Below are 20,873 nucleotides of genomic sequence, written 5' to 3'. Positions count from 1 at the left end.
AACAAACTAGTCCCCTAGCTTCAAGCTAGGGTGCCCTTATGGGCGTAAGAAAAATCAAGGAGAAATCTAATGTTTGTAAAAAAAGGCGACAAAGTTCGCGTAATCGCTGGTAAAGATAAGGGAACAGAAGCTGTTGTCCTTACTGCCCTTCCAAAAGTAAACAAAGTTATCGTTGAAGGTGTTAACATCGTTAAGAAACACCAACGTCCAACTAACGAACTTCCTCAAGGTGGTATCATCGAGAAAGAAGCAGCTATCCACGTATCAAACGTTCAAGTATTGGACAAAAATGGTGTAGCTGGTCGTGTTGGTTACAAATTTGTAGACGGTAAAAAAGTTCGCTACAACAAAAAATCAGGCGAAGTGCTTGATTAATCACGAAGGAAAGGAGAAGTATAATGGCAAATCGTTTAAAAGAAAAATATCTTAATGAAGTAGTTCCTGCTTTGACAGAACAATTCAACTACTCATCAGTGATGGCTGTGCCTAAAGTAGATAAGATCGTTTTGAACATGGGTGTTGGTGAAGCTGTATCAAACGCTAAAAGCCTTGAAAAAGCTGCTGAAGAATTGGCACTTATCTCAGGTCAAAAACCACTTATCACTAAAGCTAAAAAATCAATCGCCGGCTTCCGTCTTCGTGAAGGTGTTGCGATCGGTGCAAAAGTTACCCTTCGTGGTGAACGTATGTACGAATTCTTAGATAAATTGGTATCAGTTTCACTTCCACGTGTACGTGACTTCCATGGTGTTCCAACGAAATCATTTGATGGACGCGGAAACTACACACTTGGTGTGAAAGAACAATTGATCTTCCCAGAAATCAACTTTGATGACGTTGACAAAACTCGTGGTCTTGACATCGTTATCGTAACAACTGCTAACACTGACGAAGAGTCACGTGCATTGCTTACAGGCCTTGGAATGCCTTTTGCAAAATAATATAGGAGGTAAATCTAATGGCTAAAAAATCAATGATTGCTAAGAACAAACGTCCAGCGAAGTTCTCTACTCAAGCTTATACTCGTTGTGAAAAATGTGGTCGTCCGCATTCAGTTTACCGCAAATTTAAACTTTGCCGTGTTTGCTTCCGTGAATTAGCTTACAAAGGACAAATCCCTGGTGTAACAAAAGCATCTTGGTAATTTAAGATATCAAGGGCGTCAAAACTCTAAGTGAAAATAGGAAACTTGACGAAGAAACTGAAGTTTCTAGGAAAGTTTATCTTTTTCACACAGAGTTTAGCCCGGGTTCAGTTGGGGTTTCCAATTTGAACACGAGCTACAGCTTTGGCAAAAAAGACCAATTTGCTTTGGAGCATCGCTCCTGCATCAAATTGCCTATTTTTGCTCGTGCTGTTACGCTCTTTGTATCATGTATTAACTAGCAAGTGCAACTTGCAAACTACTAGTAAGAGGAGAAAAACAAAATGGTTATGACTGACCCAATCGCAGACTTCCTAACTCGTATTCGTAACGCTAACCAAGCTAAACACGAAGTACTTGAAGTACCTGCATCAAACATCAAAAAAGGGATTGCTGAAATCCTTAAACGCGAAGGTTTTGTAAAAAACGTTGAAATCATCGAAGATGACAAACAAGGCATCATCCGTGTATTCCTTAAATACGGACCAAACGGTGAAAAAGTTATCACTAACTTGAAACGTGTTTCTAAACCAGGACTTCGTGTCTACAAAAAACGTGAAGACCTTCCAAAAGTTCTTAACGGACTTGGAATTGCTATCCTTTCAACTTCTGAAGGTTTGCTTACTGATAAAGAAGCACGCCAAAAGAATGTTGGTGGGGAAGTTATCGCTTACGTTTGGTAATATTTAGCTCCCAATTTCTTTGTGACTCTTCGTTATCTTCTCTTGCCTAACCCAAAGTTAAGCCTGCGAGACGATGCCTAGATTCACTTTGAAATTGAAACCTAAATGTTCCTTTAAATCGAGAAATCGATTGAACCCCGTGAAAACTGGCCGTTCTGGCCTGACAATTTAACAGGAGAAAATAAACATGTCACGTATTGGTAATAAAGTTATCGTGTTGCCTGCTGGTGTTGAACTCACTAACAATGACAACGTTGTAACTGTAAAAGGACCTAAAGGAGAACTTACTCGTGAGTTCTCAAAAGATATTGAAATCCGTGTGGAAGGTACTGAAGTAACTCTTCACCGTCCAAACGATTCAAAAGAAATGAAAACTATCCACGGAACTACTCGTGCCCTTTTGAACAACATGGTTGTTGGTGTATCAGAAGGATTCAAGAAAGAACTTGAAATGCGCGGGGTTGGTTACCGTGCACAACTTCAAGGATCTAAACTTGTTTTGGCTGTTGGTAAATCTCATCCAGACGAAGTTGAAGCTCCAGAAGGAATTACTTTTGAACTTCCAAACCCAACAACAATCGTTGTTAGCGGAATTTCAAAAGAAGTAGTTGGTCAAACAGCTGCTTACGTACGTAGCCTTCGTTCACCAGAACCATATAAAGGTAAAGGTATCCGTTACGTTGGTGAATTCGTTCGCCGTAAAGAAGGTAAAACTGGTAAATAATGTTGAGTGGTTGAATCTCAACCACCAACCTATTTTCCAACTTTGTGCATAGCACACGATTTAAAACTAAAGAGGTGAAAACTGTGATTTCAAAACCAGATAAAAACAAACTCCGCCAAAAACGCCACCGTCGCGTTCGCGGAAAACTCTCTGGAACTGCTGATCGCCCACGTTTGAACGTATTCCGTTCTAATACAGGCATCTACGCTCAAGTGATTGATGACGTAGCGGGTGTAACGCTCGCAAGTGCTTCAACTCTTGACAAAGAAGTTTCAAAAGGAACTAAAACTGAACAAGCCGTTGCTGTCGGTAAACTCGTTGCAGAACGTGCAAACGCTAAAGGTATTTCAGAAGTGGTGTTCGACCGCGGTGGATATCTATATCACGGACGTGTGAAAGCTTTGGCTGATGCAGCTCGTGAAAACGGATTGAAATTCTAATAGGAGGACACTAGAAAATGGCATTTAAAGACAATGCAGTTGAATTAGAAGAACGCGTAGTTGCTGTCAACCGTGTTACAAAAGTTGTTAAAGGTGGACGTCGTCTTCGTTTCGCAGCTCTTGTTGTTGTTGGTGACCACAACGGTCGCGTAGGATTTGGTACTGGTAAAGCTCAAGAAGTTCCAGAAGCAATCCGTAAAGCAGTAGATGATGCTAAGAAAAACTTGATTGAAGTTCCTATGGTTGGAACAACAATCCCACACGAAGTTCTTTCAGAATTCGGTGGAGCTAAAGTATTGTTGAAACCTGCTGTAGAAGGTTCTGGAGTTGCCGCTGGTGGTGCAGTTCGTGCCGTTGTGGAATTGGCAGGTGTGGCAGATATTACATCTAAATCACTTGGTTCTAACACTCCAATCAACATTGTTCGTGCAACTGTTGAAGGTTTGAAACAATTGAAACGCGCTGAAGAAGTTGCTGCCCTTCGTGGTATTTCAGTTTCTGATTTGGCATAAGAAAGGGGATAAAATGGCTCAAATTAAAATTACTTTGACTAAGTCTCCAATCGGACGCATTCCATCACAACGTAAAACTGTTGTAGCACTTGGACTTGGCAAATTGAACAGCTCTGTTATTAAAGAAGATAACGCTGCTATCCGTGGTATGATCACAGCAGTATCTCACTTGGTAACAGTTGAAGAAGTAAACTAATGAATTTTTAGGGGATGTGCACTATACCATCCCCTAAAACTAGATATAGTCATCTATGATGACGTCGTATAGGCGAGTTGATGGGGGAGACAACCTTTTCTCCCTTATCGGCGCTAGCATTTTACAAAAGAGGAGAAAACAAAAATGAAACTTCATGAATTGAAACCTGCAGAAGGTTCTCGTAAAGTACGTAACCGCGTTGGTCGTGGTACTTCATCAGGTAACGGTAAAACATCTGGTCGTGGTCAAAAAGGTCAAAAAGCTCGTAGCGGTGGCGGAGTTCGCCTTGGTTTTGAAGGTGGACAAACTCCATTGTTCCGTCGTCTTCCAAAACGTGGATTCACTAACATCAACGCTAAAGAATACGCAATTGTGAACCTTGACCAATTGAACGTCTTTGAAGATGGTGCTGAAGTAACTCCAGTTGTTCTTATCGAAGCAGGAATTGTTAAAGCTGAAAAATCAGGTATTAAAATTCTTGGTAACGGTGAGTTGACTAAGAAATTGACTGTAAAAGCAGCTAAATTCTCTAAATCAGCTGAAGAAGCTATCACTGCTAAAGGTGGTTCAGTAGAAGTCATCTAAGAGAGGTGACCTATGTTTTTTAAATTATTAAGAGAAGCTCTTAAAGTCAAGCAGGTTCGATCAAAAATTTTATTTACAATTTTTATCGTTTTGGTCTTTCGTATCGGAACTAGCATTACAGTTCCCGGTGTGAATGCCAATAGCTTGAATGCTTTAAGTGGATTATCCTTCTTAAACATGTTGAGCTTGGTGTCAGGGAATGCCATGAAAAACTTTTCAGTTTTTGCTCTTGGTGTCAGTCCCTACATTACGGCCTCTATCGTTGTACAACTCTTGCAAATGGATATTTTACCCAAATTTGTAGAGTGGGGTAAACAAGGGGAAGTAGGTCGAAGAAAATTGAATCAAGCTACTCGTTATATTGCTCTTGTTTTAGCTTTTGTGCAATCTATCGGGATTACAGCTGGTTTTAATACTTTGGCTGGAGCTCAATTGTTGAAAACAGCTCTTACTCCACAAGTCTTTATCATGATTGGTATCATCTTAACAGCTGGTAGCATGATTGTTACTTGGTTGGGAGAGCAAATTACAGATAAGGGATACGGAAATGGTGTTTCTATGATTATCTTTGCCGGGATTGTTTCCTCAATCCCAGAGATGATTCAGGGCATCTATGTGGACTACTTTGTGAACGTCCCAAGTGACCGTATCAACTCATCTATTATTTTTGTAATCATTTTGATTATTACTGTATTGTTGATCATTTACTTTACAACTTATGTTCAACAAGCAGAATACAAAATTCCAATCCAATATACTAAGGTTGCACAAGGTGCTCCATCTAGCTCTTACCTTCCTTTGAAGGTCAACCCTGCTGGAGTTATCCCTGTTATCTTCGCAAGTTCGATTACTGCGGCGCCAGCAGCTATTCTACAGTTTTTAAGCGCTACAGGTCATGATTGGGCTTGGGTAAGAACAGCACAAGAAATGCTGGCAACAACTTCACCAACTGGTATCGCCATGTATGCTTTATTGATCATTCTCTTTACATTCTTCTATACGTTTGTACAGATTAATCCTGAAAAAGCGGCAGAGAACCTACAAAAGAGTGGTGCCTATATCCACGGAGTTCGTCCTGGTAAAGGTACAGAAGAATATATGTCTAAACTTCTTCGTCGTCTTGCAACTGTTGGTTCCCTCTTCCTTGGTGTGATTTCTATTTTACCGATTGTAGCAAAAGATGTTTTCGGGCTTTCAGAAGCAGTTGCTTTTGGAGGAACCAGTCTTTTGATCATTATCTCTACAGGTATTGAAGGAATCAAACAATTGGAAGGATACTTATTGAAACGTAAGTATGTTGGTTTCATGGATAGAACAGAATAAAAGCATTTACGGAATCAGTAAATGCTGAGGGAGTGGAGGTTTAAACTCTGACATTTGTGAGAGTTTGGTCTCCCCTCTTCTATTTTGTTTTTAAATAGGGGTGAAAAGATTTTTTGCTTCTATTTAAAAATAAAATAAGGAGATCAAATCATGAATCTTTTGATTATGGGCTTACCTGGTGCAGGTAAGGGAACTCAAGCAGCAAAAATCGTAGAACAATTCCATGTTGCACATATCTCAACAGGTGATATGTTCCGCGCTGCTATGGCAAATCAAACTGAAATGGGTGTTCTTGCTAAGTCATACATTGACAAGGGTGAATTGGTTCCTGATGAAGTTACAAATGGAATCGTAAAAGAACGTCTTTCACAAGATGATATTAAAGAAACAGGATTCTTGTTGGATGGTTACCCACGTACAATCGAACAAGCTCATGCCTTGGACAAAACATTGGCTGAACTTGGTATTGAACTAGAAGGTGTCATCAACATTGAAGTAAATCCAGACAGCCTCTTGGAACGTTTGAGTGGTCGTATCATCCACCGCGTAACTGGAGAAACTTTCCACAAGGTCTTTAACCCACCAGTTGACTATAAAGAAGAAGATTACTACCAACGTGAAGATGATAAGCCTGAGACAGTAAAACGTCGTTTGGATGTGAATATTGCTCAAGGGGAACCAATCATTGCTCACTACCGTGCCAAAGGTTTGGTTCATGACATCGAAGGTAATCAAGATATCAATGATGTATTCTCAGATATCGAAAAAGTATTGACAAATTTGAAATAAAGCGCTTTTCACACTTGCAAAAATCAGCTACAAATGTTATACTGAGATAGTCTGACTTATAATTGTTGTCTCTGTGTCTAGAGGCATCGAATCGAAATTTATGGAGGTGCTTTTGCGTGGCAAAAGACGATGTGATTGAAGTTGAAGGCAAAGTAGTTGATACAATGCCGAATGCAATGTTTACGGTTGAACTTGAAAATGGACATCAGATTTTAGCAACAGTTTCTGGTAAAATTCGTAAAAACTATATTCGTATTTTAGCGGGAGATCGTGTTACTGTCGAAATGAGTCCATATGACTTGACACGTGGACGTATCACTTACCGCTTTAAATAATCGAAAAACTTGGAGGGATAAGAAATGAAAGTAAGACCATCGGTCAAACCAATTTGCGAATACTGTAAAGTTATTCGTCGTAATGGTCGTGTTATGGTAATTTGCCCAGCAAATCCAAAACACAAACAACGTCAAGGATAAGATAGAAAGGAGAAAACATGGCTCGTATTGCTGGAGTTGACATTCCAAATGACAAACGCGTAGTAATCTCATTGACTTATGTTTATGGTATCGGACTTGCAACATCTAAGAAAATTTTGGCTGCTGCTGGAATCTCAGAAGATGTTCGTGTACGTGATCTTACATCAGATCAAGAAGATGCTATCCGTCGTGAAGTGGATGCAATCAAAGTTGAAGGTGACCTTCGTCGTGAAGTAAACTTGAACATCAAACGTTTGATGGAAATCGGTTCATACCGTGGTATCCGTCACCGTCGTGGACTTCCTGTCCGTGGACAAAACACTAAAAACAACGCTCGCACTCGTAAAGGTAAAGCTGTTGCGATCGCTGGTAAGAAAAAATAATATAGGAGGTAAAAGTCTTGGCTAAACCAACACGTAAACGTCGTGTGAAAAAGAATATCGAATCTGGTATTGCTCATATTCACGCTACATTTAATAACACTATTGTTATGATTACTGATGTGCATGGTAATGCAATTGCTTGGTCATCAGCTGGTGCTCTTGGTTTCAAAGGTTCTCGTAAATCTACACCATTCGCTGCTCAAATGGCTTCTGAAGCTGCTGCTAAATCTGCACAAGAACACGGTCTTAAATCAGTTGAAGTTACTGTAAAAGGTCCAGGTTCTGGTCGTGAGTCAGCTATTCGTGCGCTTGCTGCCGCTGGTCTTGAAGTAACAGCAATTCGTGATGTGACTCCAGTGCCACACAATGGTGCTCGTCCTCCAAAACGTCGCCGTGTATAATCATCGCATTACACTGCTTTTCGTTTAAGAGGGAGTAACTAAATGATCGAGTTTGAAAAACCAAATATAACAAAAATTGATGAAAATAAAGATTATGGCAAGTTTGTAATCGAACCACTTGAACGTGGCTACGGTACAACTCTTGGTAACTCTCTTCGTCGTGTACTTCTAGCTTCTCTACCAGGAGCAGCTGTGACATCTATTAACATTGATGGTGTGTTACATGAGTTTGACACAGTTCCAGGTGTTCGTGAAGACGTGATGCAAATCATTCTGAACATTAAAGGAATTGCAGTGAAATCGTACGTTGAAGACGAAAAAATCATCGAACTGGATGTTGAAGGTCCTGCTGAAGTAACAGCTGGTGACATTTTGACAGATAGCGATATTGAAATTGTAAATCCAGATCATTATCTCTTTACAATCGGTGAAGGTTCTTCTCTAAAAGCGACTATGACTGTTAACAGTGGTCGTGGATATGTACCTGCAGATGAAAATAAAAAGGATAATGCACCAGTTGGGACACTTGCTGTAGATTCTATTTATACACCAGTTACCAAAGTCAACTATCAAGTTGAACCTGCTCGTGTAGGTAGCAATGATGGATTTGACAAACTAACCCTTGAAATCTTGACAAATGGAACAATTATTCCAGAAGATGCTTTAGGGCTTTCAGCACGTATTTTGACAGAACATCTTGATTTGTTTACAAATCTTACTGAGATTGCTAAGTCAACTGAAGTGATGAAAGAAGCTGATACTGAATCTGACGACCGTATTTTGGATCGTACGATTGAGGAACTGGACTTGTCTGTGCGTTCATACAACTGTTTGAAACGTGCCGGTATCAATACTGTGCATGATTTGACAGAAAAATCTGAAGCAGAGATGATGAAAGTACGAAATCTTGGACGCAAGAGTTTGGAAGAAGTGAAACTCAAACTCATTGATTTGGGTCTTGGATTAAAAGATAAATAAAGGAGGAATACATGGCTTACCGTAAACTAGGACGCACTAGCTCACAACGTAAAGCAATGCTTCGCGATTTGACAACTGACCTTTTGATCAACGAATCAATCGTGACAACTGAAGCTCGTGCTAAAGAAATCCGTAAAACTGTTGAAAAAATGATTACTCTAGGTAAACGTGGTGATTTGCATGCACGTCGTCAAGCAGCTGCTTTCGTACGTAATGAAATCGCATCTGAAAACTATGATGAAGCAACTGACAAGTACACTTCTACTACAGCACTTCAAAAATTGTTCTCAGAAATCGCACCTCGTTATGCTGAACGTAACGGTGGATACACTCGTATCCTTAAAACTGAACCACGTCGTGGTGATGCAGCGCCAATGGCGATCATCGAATTAGTATAAAATCATCAATTTTGTTGAGTGTTATGATGATGGAGTCTTGTGCTCTTAGTCTAGCTCTGGTCTACCGCTAGGACCTCGGTCCTAGCGGGAACACTCATCATAAGTTGAGATAGTAGACGCTTGTTTACGAAATTGTTTTTTTCCTAAGAACAACTTCGTAAGCAGGCGTTTTTGAGTATTTTAGTTAGAATTATGCTATACTATTTAAGAAGAAATCTGCTAAATGTTCAGGTTTCCTATTTTAAGAAGAATTGGAGTTTGCTTATGAAAGCGATTATAACTGTTGTTGGTAAAGATAAATCTGGAATTGTTGCAGGTGTTTCTGGTAAAATTGCAGAATTAGGTTTGAATATTGATGATATCTCTCAAACTGTCTTGGATGAATATTTCACGATGATGGCTGTCGTCTCTAGTGATAAAAAACAAGATTTCACTTATCTTCGTAATGAATTTGAAGCTTTTGGGCAAACTTTGAATGTGAAAATCAATATTCAAAGCGCTGCGATTTTCGAAGCTATGTATAATATCTAGGAGGTGCACATGGATATTAGACAAGTTACTGAAACCATCGCCATGATTGAGGAGCAAAACTTTGATATCAGAACTATTACCATGGGGATTTCCCTATTGGACTGTATAGATCCAGATATCAATCGTGCTGCGGAGAAAATTTATCAAAAGATTACGACCAAGGCAGCTAATTTAGTGGCTGTTGGCGACGAAATTGCAGCTGAGTTGGGAATTCCAATCGTTAATAAGCGTGTATCGGTGACTCCTATTTCTCTGATTGGTGCAGCGACAGATGCAACAGACTATGTAGTTTTGGCAAAAGCGCTTGATAAGGCTGCGAAAGAGATTGGAGTGGACTTTATCGGTGGTTTCTCTGCCTTGGTACAAAAAGGTTATCAAAAGGGAGATGAGATTCTCATCAATTCTATTCCTCGTGCTTTGGCTGAAACGGACAAGGTCTGCTCGTCAGTCAATATCGGCTCAACCAAGTCTGGTATCAATATGACGGCTGTCGCAGATATGGGACGAGTTATCAAGGAAACGGCAACTCTATCTGATATGGGGGCAGCTAAGTTGGTTGTATTCGCTAATGCTGTTGAGGACAATCCATTTATGGCGGGTGCCTTCCATGGTGTTGGGGAGGCAGATGTTATCATCAATGTCGGAGTTTCTGGTCCTGGTGTGGTGAAACGTGCCTTGGAAAAAGTTCGTGGACAGAGCTTTGATGTAGTAGCCGAAACAGTTAAGAAAACTGCCTTTAAAATCACTCGTATCGGTCAATTGGTTGGTCAGATGGCCAGTGAGAGACTGGGTGTGGAGTTTGGTATTGTAGATTTGAGCTTGGCGCCAACTCCTGCGGTTGGAGATTCTGTAGCACGTGTCCTTGAGGAAATGGGACTAGAGACAGTTGGCACGCATGGAACGACGGCTGCCTTGGCTCTCTTGAACGACCAAGTTAAGAAGGGCGGAGTGATGGCCTGCAACCAAGTCGGTGGTTTGTCTGGTGCCTTTATCCCCGTCTCTGAGGATGAGGGGATGATTGCTGCAGTGCAAAATGGCTCTCTTAATTTGGAAAAACTAGAAGCCATGACGGCTATCTGTTCAGTTGGTTTGGATATGATTGCCATACCAGAAGATACGCCTGCTGAAACCATTGCTGCCATGATTGCGGATGAGGCTGCAATTGGTGTCATTAACATGAAAACAACGGCTGTTCGTATCATTCCAAAAGGAAAAGAAGGCGATATGATTGAGTTTGGTGGCCTATTAGGAACTGCACCTGTTATGAAGGTTAATGGGGCTTCGTCTGTTGATTTCATCTCTCGTGGAGGTCAAATCCCAGCACCAATTCATAGTTTTAAAAATTAAGAAAATAGGAGAAATTTTAAGTTCTGTTTAAGGTTAGGTGTGTATACTGTAATCATTAAATAAAGACCTCCTAATATTATTTGAAACAGATAATACTGATTTAGTTTGAATTTGATTTTCATCTAATATCTTTATTTAATAGAACTCCTAAACTTTTTCATAATAATCTCCTGCAAAAGTCGCCTGTATGGGTGGCTTTTGTTTTATCATCCATGATATAATAGAAGCAAACGGAGGACGGAAAATGGTAAAAGTACGATTGTATTTGGTACGTCATGGCAAGACCATGTTTAACACGATTGGTCGCGCACAAGGTTGGAGCGATACTCCCTTAACAGCTGAAGGTGAGAGAGGGATTCAAGAATTAGGAATCGGTTTGCGAGAATCTGGTCTGCAGTTTGAGCGTGCTTATTCGAGTGATTCTGGTCGCACTATTCAGACAATGGGAATTATCCTTGATGAACTTGGCTTGCAGGGAAAAATCCCTTATCGCATGGACAAGCGTATCAGAGAATGGTGTTTTGGTAGCTTTGACGGAGCTTATGATGGTGATCTTTTCATGGGCATTATTCCTCGTATCTTTAATGTGGACCACGTTCACCAATTGTCTTATGCTGAACTGGCTGAGGGTTTGGTAGAGGTCGATACAGCTGGTTGGGCTGAAGGCTGGGAAAAACTCAGTGGCCGAATCAAGGAAGGCTTTGAAGCGATTGCCAAAGAAATGGAAGAGCAAGGTGGAGGTAACGCCCTTGTTGTCAGCCACGGAATGACCATTGGAACCATTGTTTATCTGATTAATGGCATGCATCCGCATGGTCTCGATAATGGTAGCGTGACGATTCTTGAATATGAGGACGGCCAGTTTAGCGTAGAAGTTGTCGGCGACCATAGTTACCGAGAACTAGGACGGGAGAATATGGAGGAAGCCTCTATTTAATACTCTTCGAAAATCTCTTCAAACCGCGTCAACGTCGTCTTGCCGTAGATATGGTTACTGACTTCGTCAGTTCTATCCACAACTTCAAAACAGTGTTTTGAGCTGACTTCGTCAGTCTTATCTACAACCTCAAAGCAGTACTTTGAGCAATCTGCGGCTAGTTTCCTCGTTTGCTCTTTGATTTTAATTGAGTATAATCAGTCTAGACTTGCTTGCAATGAACTAGGAATCTAGTAGGAATATCAAGATAAGAAAAACAGCCGAGGATAATCCTTTCGGCTGTTTTTGATTGGGAAAACTAAAGTGTAATGCTGTTGCTTTTAGAAATTTTCATAAACAAGAGCAAGGAACCTACTGTTAGAACAGTCAGGATAGTTGACAAGGCTGCGGCTACACCGTAATTTCCTCTGAGAACCTCTGTATAAATGGCTACAGTCATTGTTCTTGTTTTGACATTGTAGAGGAGGATAGAAGTAGAGAGCTCTGAAATCATTGTGACCCAAGATAGGATAGCTCCAGAAATAATACCAGATAGCATCATTGGAGTTGTAATCTTGGCAAAGGTATTGAGACGGCTACTTCCTAAGCTTTCAGCAGCTTCTTCAATACTTGGGGCTATTTGTTGTAAGCTAGCAACAGATGAGCGAATAGTATAAGGCAATCTTCTGACAGATAGAGACATAATCAAGATGAAAGCTGTCCCTGTAATCATAAGAAATCCACTTCCAAATAGACCAGTATTGAAGGAAGAAATGAAGGCAATCCCTAGAACAGTTCCTGGTACAATATAAGGAACCATACTGAGGCTGTCAATTAAGTTTGTAAACAAATTCCGTTTTCTAACGGCTAGGTAGGAGATAAATGTTGCGAATAGGACAACTAGAACTAAGGCAATCAAAGGGATACGAATAGTATTGAAAATAGCAGAGCCCATACGATTGAAAGCTACCTTGTAACTGTTTAGAGAATAACCTTTGACAAATATCATACCTGATGTTTTTAGGAAAGAAGTATAAATCAAGTAGACTTGAGGTAGAACAGAGAACAAGATAATTCCGTAGACTGTTGCATAAATGGCAGCCATTTTTCCTTTTGTAGTTTTTTTAGGCTCAATTGGATGGAGCGAATTCATGCTGAAACTGTAGCGGTTTGAAATGTATTTTTGGATAAGGAAAATCGCCAAGGCAATGATAATCGCCATAACTGCTAAAGCAGATGCAAAAGCAGAATTTCCTCCAACCTCGCTAATAAATTGGGTATAAATCAGGACAGGGAAAGTCCGATATCCTTCACCAATTAACATAGGTGTTCCAAAGTCTGAGAATGCTCTCATAAATACAAGCAGGGCAGCAGCTAGTAAGGTTGGAACTAGAAGAGGTAAAACAACCGTTACGATACGCTTAAATCCGAAGGACCCCATACTTTCAGCGGCTTCAAGTAGAGAATTGTCAATACTTTTCATTGTCCCAGCAACGTATAGAAATACTAGTGGGAATAATTGTAGTGTAAAGACAAGTACAATTCCTTTGAATCCATAAATATCGATAGCTGGAAGATGAAGGGTATTTGTCAGGAATTTAGTAATGACCCCATTTCGTCCCAGCAAGAGAATCCAGGAGTAGGCTCCCACGAAAGGAGCTGACATGGAAGCAATGATAATTAATATTTGTAGAAATTTCTTTCCCTTGAAGTCATACATAGAGAAGAGATAAGCTAATAAGGTTCCTACGACTAAGGAAGTGACAGTAGCGGTAATGGAAACCTTGAAACTGTTGACGAGTGTCTCAGAGTAGTAGGCTTTACTAAAGAAAGTGACAAAATTAGCTAGTGAAAATTGTCCTTCATGTATGAGTGCTTGCTTGAGCACGGTAACGATAGGATAAACGAGAAAGACAAGATAGGTAAGAAAGATGAATAAAGAGGAGACTGTCCAAATATTTAGTTTTTTACGTTCCATGGTTGACTCCTTTTATCAGGTTTTGGGAACCATCCGCAGAAAAGACATTTAATTTTTGAGTATTGATTCGTAGACGAATACGATCGCCTTTTTGTAGATCTTCTTCAAAAGTTGATTCTTCGCTAACCTGAATTTTTGAGGCAAAGCCTGTCTCGATGAAGTATTCAGTATTCAGTCCAAGATAGACGCTATCGCTAATAGTTCCTTCAATATCTCCAGATTCATCTTTGATAAACTCTTCAGGACGAATGCTTACATGAATAGCTTGTGCATCAGCCTGATCAAGGGCTGGCATTCTAAGAGCATAGGCATCTGAAAAGACGATATAAGCGCCGTCGCTCCGTTTTTCAAGATTGGCAGGGATAATATTTGTACGTCCGATAAAGGTTGCTACAAACTCATTAGCTGGTTTATGATAGAGTTCTTTTGGTCGGCCTATTTGTTGGATCACCCCATCTTTCATAACAGCAATTTGGTCTGAAATCGCCATGGCTTCTTCTTGGTCGTGGGTCACATAGACGGTTGTAATTCCCACTTTGTGTTGGATTTCTCGAATGGCTTGACGCATATCCAAGCGAAGTTTGGCATCCAGATTACTAAGTGGCTCGTCCATGAGGAGAACACTTGGATTAACCGCTAAGGCACGTGCCAAGGCGACACGTTGTTGTTGTCCACCACTGAGTTTATCAGGTTTTCGATCCGCATATTGAGCAATTTGCATGAGTTCAAGATACTTATTGGTTTGTTGAATCAATTCTTCTTTTGGAACCTTCTTTTGCTTAAGACCAAAAGCAACATTATCTCGGACAGTCAAATGTGGGAAAATAGCGTAGTTTTGGAAAACCATCCCGATATTGCGTTTGCTGGGTTCCATATTATTAATTTTTGTATCATCGAAGTAAAATTCTCCGCCTTCGATATTGTTGAAACCTGCAATCATACGAAGAAGAGTCGTTTTCCCACACCCTGAAGGTCCAAGGATGGTAAAGAGACTTCCTTTGGGAACTGTAATATTTAAATTATCAATAACAGGAATATCGTGGTAGATTTTTTTGGCGTTAATAATTTTGATCTCACTCATAGTGAACCTCTTTTACTGTTTAGATTGGATATCTGTAAAAATGTCATTGTACTTTTTAAGAATAGTGGATTTATTTTTAATGACATAATCTGAATCTTCGGTGGCAATTTTGATTTCTGTCATAGCCTTCATATTTTTATTGGTTTTAGCATTTTTACGAATAGGTCTGATTGTAGTTTCAGTTCCTAGCTTATCTTGGATTTCTTGAGAAAGGATGAAATCGATAAATTTCTTAGCGTTTTCCATGTGTTTGGCATTTTTGACGATGGCCGCGTTACCAGGTAAAAAGACGGTACCTTCTTTTGGATAAATGACTTTTACATCAACTCCATCATTTAAGAGTTTTAAGGCAGGGTCTTCATAGGTGAGTCCAACAGCCATTTCCCCATCGGCGACAGCTTTGTAAACATTTGAAGAGCTAGATGCAATTTTTCCATCTACTAGGGTAAATAGATTTTTCACATAGGTCCAAGCTTGTTCATTTTCGTATCCACCTTGGTCTACAAGCATGTTTGTTAGTTGTGCAAAGGCGCTAGAAGCATTACTTGGATCAGCAGTAGCGATTTTTCCTTTTAATTTAGGATTGAGTAAATCATTGTAACCTTCAATTTTAATATCTTTTGTAAGAGCTGAATTGGCAATGATGACACTGACATCAAGTGTATAAGGCGTGTAGAATCCTGTTTTATTTTGATATTCAGGGATTATCTGGTCGTTCTCTTGAGAAATATAAGGTTCAAAAAGTTTTTCGTTAGAAGAGAAGAGAGCGTAGGAGCCTCCGAAAATGACATCGGCTACTGGGGATTCTTTTTCGGCCTCAGCTTTTTTGAACAATTCACCCGTACTGGCTTGTACTAAATCAACCTTAATACCATATTTTTCTTCGAAGGCAGGGATTGTCTCTTCGATAAGGTCTTCAGGGTTAGGCGAGTAGATAACCAAAGCATTATCCGAATCTGTCTTAGTGTTAGTTTCCGAATCTGTTGTTGAAGAACATCCAGATAAAGTAAGAAATATCCATCCACAAGAGAGAAAGAATAGTAGTTTTTTCATAAGAATCTCCTTTTTTACGAACGTTTTCACTCTACAATTTGGTCAACATTTATAATTTGCAGAGTTCTATAGGATATAATAAAAACCTTAAAGAAATCTAAAACTGGGAATATGAGTCAAAGACGCTAGGGGGAAAAGATGGAAGAGACAAATAATCGATATAAGTTAATTTCAAGTGCTAGCTAATTTTTTATACTGCTAAATAAGTTGGATTTGCTATTCGAACTTTCTTACCATCCAAGACCAAAAGAACATTTCTCGTCTTTCAAATTTCCCCAAAAATGGTATAATAGTAACATCACAAAATTGGAGAGAGACCATGAGTTTTTACAATCATAAAGAAATTGAGCCTAAGTGGCAGGGCTACTGGGCAGAACATCATACATTTAAGACAGGAACAGATGCATCAAAACCGAAGTTTTATGCGCTTGACATGTTCCCTTATCCATCTGGAGCGGGTCTGCACGTAGGACACCCAGAAGGTTATACAGCAACCGATATCCTCAGCCGTTACAAACGTGCGCAAGGATACAACGTCCTTCACCCAATGGGTTGGGATGCTTTTGGTTTGCCTGCAGAGCAATATGCTATGGATACTGGTAATGATCCAGCAGAATTTACAGCTGAGAACATTGCCAACTTCAAACGCCAAATTAATGCGCTTGGCTTCTCTTACGACTGGGATCGTGAAGTCAACACAACAGATCCAAACTACTACAAGTGGACGCAATGGATTTTTACTAAGCTTTACGAAAAAGGATTGGCCTATGAAGCTGAAGTGCCAGTAAACTGGGTGGAAGAATTGGGAACTGCCATCGCCAACGAAGAGGTTCTTCCTGACGGAACATCTGAGCGTGGAGGCTATCCAGTTGTCCGCAAGCCAATGCGCCAATGGATGCTCAAAATCACGGCTTACGCAGAGCGCTTACTCAATGACTTAGATGAACTTGATTGGCCAGACCCTATCAAGGACATGCAACGCAACTGGATTGGTAAATCAACTGGTGCTAATGTAACCTTTAAAGTTAAGGGAACGGACAAGGAATTCACAGTCTTTACCACTCGTCCTGATACTCTTTTCGGTGCGACTTTCACTGTCTTGGCTCCTGAACATGAATTAGTAGACGCTATCACAAGTTCAGAGCAAGCAGAGGCTGTAGCAAACTATAAACATCAAGCTAGCCTCAAATCTGACTTGGCTCGTACAGATCTTGCCAAAGAAAAAACTGGTGTTTGGACTGGTGCTTATGCCATCAACCCTGTCAATGGTAAGGAAATTCCAATCTGGATTGCCGACTATGTTCTTGCTAGTTACGGAACAGGTGCCGTTATGGCCGTTCCAGCTCACGACCAACGTGACTGGGAATTTGCCAAACAATTTGACCTTCCAATCGTCGAAGTACTTGAAGGTGGAAACGTTGAAGAAGCTGCCTACACAGAAGATGGTCTTCATGTTAATTCAGACTTCCTAGATGGATTGAATAAAGAAGACGCAATTGCTAAGATTGTGGCTTGGTTGGAAGAGAAAGGTTGTGGACAAGAGAAAGTTACCTACCGCCTCCGCGACTGGCTCTTTAGCCGTCAACGTTACTGGGGTGAGCCAATTCCTATCATTCATTGGGAAGATGGAACTTCAACACCTGTTCCTGAAAGTGAATTGCCACTTGTCTTGCCTGTAACCAAGGATATCCGTCCTTCAGGTACTGGAGAAAGTCCACTAGCTAACTTGACAGATTGGCTTGAAGTGACTCGTGCAGATGGTGTCAAAGGTCGTCGTGAAACCAACACCATGCCACAATGGGCAGGTTCAAGCTGGTACTACCTCCGCTATATTGACCCACACAATACTGAGAAATTGGCTGACGAGGACCTCCTCAAACAATGGTTGCCAGTAGATATCTACGTTGGTGGAGCAGAGCATGCCGTTCTTCACTTGCTCTACGCTCGTTTCTGGCATAAATTCCTCTATGACCTCGGTGTTGTTCCGACTAAGGAACCATTCCAAAAACTCTTTAACCAAGGAATGATTTTGGGAACAAGCTACCGTGACCACCGTGGCGCTCTTGTAGCAACCGACAAGGTTGAAAAACGTGACGGTTCTTTCTTCCATGTGGAAACAGGGGAAGAGTTGGAGCAAGCACCAGCCAAGATGTCTAAATCGCTTAAGAACGTTGTCAACCCAGACGACGTAGTGGAACAATACGGTGCCGATACCCTTCGTGTCTATGAAATGTTCATGGGACCACTTGATGCTTCGATTGCTTGGTCAGAAGAAGGTCTGGAAGGAAGCCGTAAATTCTTGGACCGTGTTTACCGTTTGATTACAAGTAAAGAAATCCTTGCGGAAAACAATGGCGCTCTTGACAAGGTCTACAATGAAACAGTCAAAGCTGTTACTGAGCAAATCGAGTCCCTCAAATTCAACACAGCTATTGCACAACTTATGGTCTTTGTCAACGCGGCTAACAAGGAAGACAAGCTCTATGTGGACTACGCTAAAGGCTTTATCCAATTGATTGCCCCATTTGCGCCTCACTTGGCAGAAGAACTCTGGCAAACTGTTGCGGCAACAGGTGAGTCAATCTCTTACGTGGCTTGGCCAACATGGGATGAAAGCAAATTGGTTGAAGACGAAATCGAAATCGTTGTCCAAATCAAAGGAAAAGTTCGTGCCAAACTCATGGTCGCTAAAGACCTTTCACGTGAAGAATTACAAGAAATCGCTTTAGCGGATGAAAAAGTTAAAGCAGAAATTGACGGTAAGGAAATCGTGAAAGTGATTGCGGTACCGAATAAATTGGTTAATATTGTTGTAAAATAAGAAATGAATCCTTCAGAGTTAGAATCTGGGGGATTTTTTGTATCTTCTTATGAAAGTATGATATACTATGGGCAACTATAAAGTTTGAAAAGCGAAATAAGGAGAATACTATGCCAGTAAATGAATATGGTCAGATGATTGGTGAGTCAATGGAAGGTTATACACCAGGTAAACTGCCTTCTATTGATTTCTTAGAAGGGCGTTATGCTCGGATAGAGGCTCTCTCGGTAGAAAAACATGCGAGGGATTTGCTAGCTGTTTATGGCCCTGATACGCCTCAGGAGATGTGGACCTACCTTTTTCAGGAGCCAGTGGTAGATATGGAGGAGCTGGTTACCCTTTTAAATCAGATGTTAGCTCGTAAGGACCGTTTTTACTATGCAATCATAGACAAGGCAACTGGTAAGTCTTTGGGAACTTTTTCTCTCATGCGTATTGACCAGAATAACCGAGTAATAGAAGTGGGAGCTGTCACTTTTTCTCCAAAACTCAGGGGGACACGGATAGGAACAGAAGCCCAGTATCTCTTGGCTTGCTATGTCTTTGAGGAGCTTAACTATCGTCGCTATGAGTGGAAATGCGATGCCTTAAATCTGCCATCCAGACGAGCAGCGGAACGTTTGGGCTTTATTTATGAAGGAACCTTCCGTCAGGCAGTGGTTTATAAGGGACGGACGAGGGATACGGATTGGTTGTCTATGATTGATAAGGACTGGCCTCAAGTCAAAGCTCGATTGGAAAAATGGTTGCGTCCTGAAAATTTTGATAAAGATGGACAGCAGTACAAGAGCTTGAGAGAGCTTTAAGAGGTGTTGAGATGATTACTATTAAAAAGCAAGAAATTGTCAAGCTAGAGGATGTTTTGCATCTCTATCAGGCTGTCGGTTGGACAAATTATACCCATCAATCAGAGATGCTGGAGCAGGCCTTATCTCATTCATTAGCGATTTATGTGGCACTTGATGGCGATGCTGTGGTGGGCTTGATTCGTTTGGTTGGAGATGGATTCTCATCAGTATTGCTTCAGGATTTAATTGTTTTACCAATCTATCAGCGTCAAGGGATTGGTAGCGCCTTGATGAAAGAGGCTTTAGAGGATTACAAAGATGCCTATCAAGTCCAGCTGGTGACAGACCAGACAGAAAAAAACGTGGGATTTTATCGTTCTTTGGGTTTTGAAGCCTTATCTACCTATGATTGTATAGGAATGACTTGGATAAACAGAGAAAAATAATAAAACTTGTTTGTTCTTAAGCAAAGTTTAAGGCTAGTCTAGTATTATATAGTCATTAAATAAAGACCTCCTAACTTTATTTAATGAAATCCTAAAACTTTTTTCATCATAATCTCCTAATGAAGTCACCCAATCAGGTGGCTTTTTTCATGGGTAGGTGATGGTGATAGAATTTTTTTGTAATACTCTTTGAAAATCAAATTCAAACCACGTCAACGTCACCTTGCCGTACTCAAGTACAGCCTGCGGCTAGTTTCCTAGTTTGCTCTTTGATTTTCATTGAGTATAAAATAGTAAAATTTGAGAAAAGTTAAGCTAGTTTTAAGCTTCGTATTGTATTATATCTTTATTAAATAAAGACCTCCTAACTTTATTTAATAAAATCCTAAACTTTTCTTTTTCATAATAATCTCCCTTAACTCCACCCAATCAGGTGGAGTTTTTTGGCTCTATTTCAGGCTTTTGGGGACTATTCTAAAAATCATTTTTCGATATTTTTCGGTATTTTTCTGATTTTGGTCGGGGAATTGGAGGGGACTTTTTTAGGAAATATGACTAAGAAATAGGTCTGTTGTTGCTTCGGCTACTTCAAACTCAATTTGATTGTAAGTGACTGTTAATTGAAGGACTGGAACTGTTGTAATAATGATTTTGCTTGTCCAGTAGTGGCGTATTAAATGAGGAGTGACATGTAAGATTGTCTCTTCATTTACTAAATCAAAATTTCTATGAAATTGATAGAATCCCTAACTTTCTCTTAAACTTGAAAGTCTTGTTGTAAAACGGTTAAAGCTTGAGAAGCTGAGGATATAAACCTTTGACAAATTTTGTGAACTGTGGGATAATAAAAAGGAATTGAGTACTAGTTCTATATCATGGA

General features: G+C 40.3%; 26 protein-coding genes. 23 read left to right on the top strand and 3 right to left on the bottom strand.

Annotated elements, in window-relative coordinates; all coding sequences use genetic code 11:
• Positions 1 to 69: 69 nt before the first annotated feature.
• The 20 genes from AXK38_09185 to AXK38_09090 all read left to right on the top strand — a co-directional run bounded on the left by AXK38_09185 (position 70) and on the right by AXK38_09090 (position 11,847).
• Positions 70 to 375, top strand: coding sequence for a 50S ribosomal protein L24 (locus AXK38_09185; GenBank protein AMH89408.1), 306 nt, complete (start codon positions 70 to 72; stop codon positions 373 to 375).
• A 23-nt stretch (positions 376 to 398) separates the two neighbouring features.
• Positions 399 to 941 (top strand): 50S ribosomal protein L5, encoded by a 543-nt coding sequence (locus AXK38_09180; protein ID AMH89407.1) that lies wholly within the window; start codon positions 399 to 401, stop codon positions 939 to 941.
• A gap of 17 nt (positions 942 to 958) precedes the next feature.
• Positions 959 to 1,144 carry a 30S ribosomal protein S14 gene (gene rpsN, locus AXK38_09175; GenBank protein AMH89406.1) on the top strand — a complete coding sequence of 62 codons (186 nt, stop codon included), beginning with the start codon at positions 959 to 961 and terminating at the stop codon, positions 1,142 to 1,144.
• A gap of 284 nt (positions 1,145 to 1,428) precedes the next feature.
• Entirely contained in the window at positions 1,429 to 1,827 is a 399-nt protein-coding gene (locus AXK38_09170; protein ID AMH89405.1) for a 30S ribosomal protein S8, read from the top strand.
• 187 nt (positions 1,828 to 2,014) lie between these two features.
• A complete protein-coding gene (locus tag AXK38_09165) occupies positions 2,015 to 2,551 on the top strand; it encodes a 50S ribosomal protein L6 (protein ID AMH89404.1) in 537 nt (178 codons plus the stop codon).
• A gap of 83 nt (positions 2,552 to 2,634) precedes the next feature.
• Positions 2,635 to 2,991 carry a 50S ribosomal protein L18 gene (locus AXK38_09160; GenBank protein AMH89403.1) on the top strand — a complete coding sequence of 119 codons (357 nt, stop codon included), beginning with the start codon at positions 2,635 to 2,637 and terminating at the stop codon, positions 2,989 to 2,991.
• Positions 2,992 to 3,008: 17 nt separating this feature from the next.
• Positions 3,009 to 3,503: a 30S ribosomal protein S5 gene (locus AXK38_09155; GenBank protein ID AMH89402.1), complete on the top strand. Its 495-nt coding sequence runs from the start codon at positions 3,009 to 3,011 to the stop codon at positions 3,501 to 3,503.
• Positions 3,504 to 3,516: 13 nt separating this feature from the next.
• Positions 3,517 to 3,699 (top strand): 50S ribosomal protein L30, encoded by a 183-nt coding sequence (locus tag AXK38_09150; GenBank protein ID AMH89401.1) that lies wholly within the window; start codon positions 3,517 to 3,519, stop codon positions 3,697 to 3,699.
• Between the two features lie 144 nt (positions 3,700 to 3,843).
• Positions 3,844 to 4,284, top strand: a complete 441-nt coding sequence (locus AXK38_09145) for a 50S ribosomal protein L15 (protein ID AMH89400.1) — start codon at positions 3,844 to 3,846, stop codon at positions 4,282 to 4,284.
• Between the two features lie 12 nt (positions 4,285 to 4,296).
• A complete protein-coding gene (locus tag AXK38_09140) occupies positions 4,297 to 5,607 on the top strand; it encodes a preprotein translocase subunit SecY (protein ID AMH89399.1) in 1,311 nt (436 codons plus the stop codon).
• A gap of 150 nt (positions 5,608 to 5,757) precedes the next feature.
• Positions 5,758 to 6,396, top strand: coding sequence for an adenylate kinase (locus AXK38_09135; protein AMH89398.1), 639 nt, complete (start codon positions 5,758 to 5,760; stop codon positions 6,394 to 6,396).
• 116 nt (positions 6,397 to 6,512) lie between these two features.
• On the top strand, positions 6,513 to 6,731 hold the full coding sequence (locus AXK38_09130; protein AMH89397.1) for a translation initiation factor IF-1: 219 nt from the start codon (positions 6,513 to 6,515) through the stop codon (positions 6,729 to 6,731).
• 24 nt (positions 6,732 to 6,755) lie between these two features.
• Positions 6,756 to 6,872 carry a 50S ribosomal protein L36 gene (locus AXK38_09125; GenBank protein ID AMH89396.1) on the top strand — a complete coding sequence of 39 codons (117 nt, stop codon included), beginning with the start codon at positions 6,756 to 6,758 and terminating at the stop codon, positions 6,870 to 6,872.
• Between the two features lie 17 nt (positions 6,873 to 6,889).
• Positions 6,890 to 7,255 (top strand): 30S ribosomal protein S13, encoded by a 366-nt coding sequence (locus tag AXK38_09120; GenBank protein AMH89395.1) that lies wholly within the window; start codon positions 6,890 to 6,892, stop codon positions 7,253 to 7,255.
• 17 nt (positions 7,256 to 7,272) lie between these two features.
• Positions 7,273 to 7,656 (top strand): 30S ribosomal protein S11, encoded by a 384-nt coding sequence (locus tag AXK38_09115; protein ID AMH89394.1) that lies wholly within the window; start codon positions 7,273 to 7,275, stop codon positions 7,654 to 7,656.
• A 42-nt stretch (positions 7,657 to 7,698) separates the two neighbouring features.
• A complete protein-coding gene (locus AXK38_09110) occupies positions 7,699 to 8,634 on the top strand; it encodes a DNA-directed RNA polymerase subunit alpha (GenBank protein AMH89393.1) in 936 nt (311 codons plus the stop codon).
• A gap of 11 nt (positions 8,635 to 8,645) precedes the next feature.
• Positions 8,646 to 9,032, top strand: coding sequence for a 50S ribosomal protein L17 (locus AXK38_09105; GenBank protein ID AMH89392.1), 387 nt, complete (start codon positions 8,646 to 8,648; stop codon positions 9,030 to 9,032).
• 264 nt (positions 9,033 to 9,296) lie between these two features.
• Complete coding sequence (locus tag AXK38_09100) at positions 9,297 to 9,563, top strand: hypothetical protein (GenBank protein AMH89391.1); 267 nt, start codon at positions 9,297 to 9,299, stop codon at positions 9,561 to 9,563.
• Positions 9,564 to 9,572: 9 nt separating this feature from the next.
• Positions 9,573 to 10,910: a hypothetical protein gene (locus AXK38_09095; GenBank protein AMH89390.1), complete on the top strand. Its 1,338-nt coding sequence runs from the start codon at positions 9,573 to 9,575 to the stop codon at positions 10,908 to 10,910.
• 244 nt (positions 10,911 to 11,154) lie between these two features.
• Positions 11,155 to 11,847, top strand: a complete 693-nt coding sequence (locus AXK38_09090; protein ID AMH89389.1) for a phosphoglycerate mutase — start codon at positions 11,155 to 11,157, stop codon at positions 11,845 to 11,847.
• Between the two features lie 298 nt (positions 11,848 to 12,145).
• Here AXK38_09090 and AXK38_09085 read toward each other — a convergent pair whose 3' ends face one another.
• From AXK38_09085 to AXK38_09075, 3 genes are read right to left on the bottom strand one after another with little or no spacing between them, the layout of a single operon-like run.
• On the bottom strand, positions 12,146 to 13,804 hold the full coding sequence (locus tag AXK38_09085) for an iron ABC transporter permease (protein AMH89388.1): 1,659 nt from the start codon (positions 13,802 to 13,804) through the stop codon (positions 12,146 to 12,148).
• Positions 13,794 to 14,885, bottom strand: coding sequence for a peptide ABC transporter substrate-binding protein (locus AXK38_09080; protein AMH89387.1), 1,092 nt, complete (start codon positions 14,883 to 14,885; stop codon positions 13,794 to 13,796). The genes AXK38_09085 and AXK38_09080 overlap by 11 nt, the downstream gene beginning before the upstream one ends.
• Positions 14,886 to 14,897: 12 nt before the next feature.
• Entirely contained in the window at positions 14,898 to 15,938 is a 1,041-nt protein-coding gene (locus tag AXK38_09075; GenBank protein AMH89386.1) for an iron ABC transporter substrate-binding protein, read from the bottom strand.
• 319 nt (positions 15,939 to 16,257) lie between these two features.
• Here AXK38_09075 and AXK38_09070 point away from each other — a divergent pair, with 319 nt between their 5' ends.
• From AXK38_09070 to AXK38_09060, 3 genes are all read left to right on the top strand, one after another.
• On the top strand, positions 16,258 to 18,759 hold the full coding sequence (locus AXK38_09070) for a leucine--tRNA ligase (GenBank protein ID AMH89385.1): 2,502 nt from the start codon (positions 16,258 to 16,260) through the stop codon (positions 18,757 to 18,759).
• 110 nt (positions 18,760 to 18,869) lie between these two features.
• A complete protein-coding gene (locus AXK38_09065; GenBank protein ID AMH89384.1) occupies positions 18,870 to 19,565 on the top strand; it encodes a GNAT family acetyltransferase in 696 nt (231 codons plus the stop codon).
• An 11-nt stretch (positions 19,566 to 19,576) separates the two neighbouring features.
• Positions 19,577 to 19,993 carry a GNAT family acetyltransferase gene (locus tag AXK38_09060; GenBank protein AMH89383.1) on the top strand — a complete coding sequence of 139 codons (417 nt, stop codon included), beginning with the start codon at positions 19,577 to 19,579 and terminating at the stop codon, positions 19,991 to 19,993.
• Positions 19,994 to 20,873: the final 880 nt, after the last annotated feature.

It is taken from the genome of Streptococcus mitis, from assembly GCA_001560895.1.
Lineage (GTDB): Bacteria > Bacillota > Bacilli > Lactobacillales > Streptococcaceae > Streptococcus > Streptococcus mitis_Q.
The sequence above is the reverse complement of the archived record's forward strand: the minus strand, read 5'-3'. Positions and strand labels throughout refer to the sequence as shown.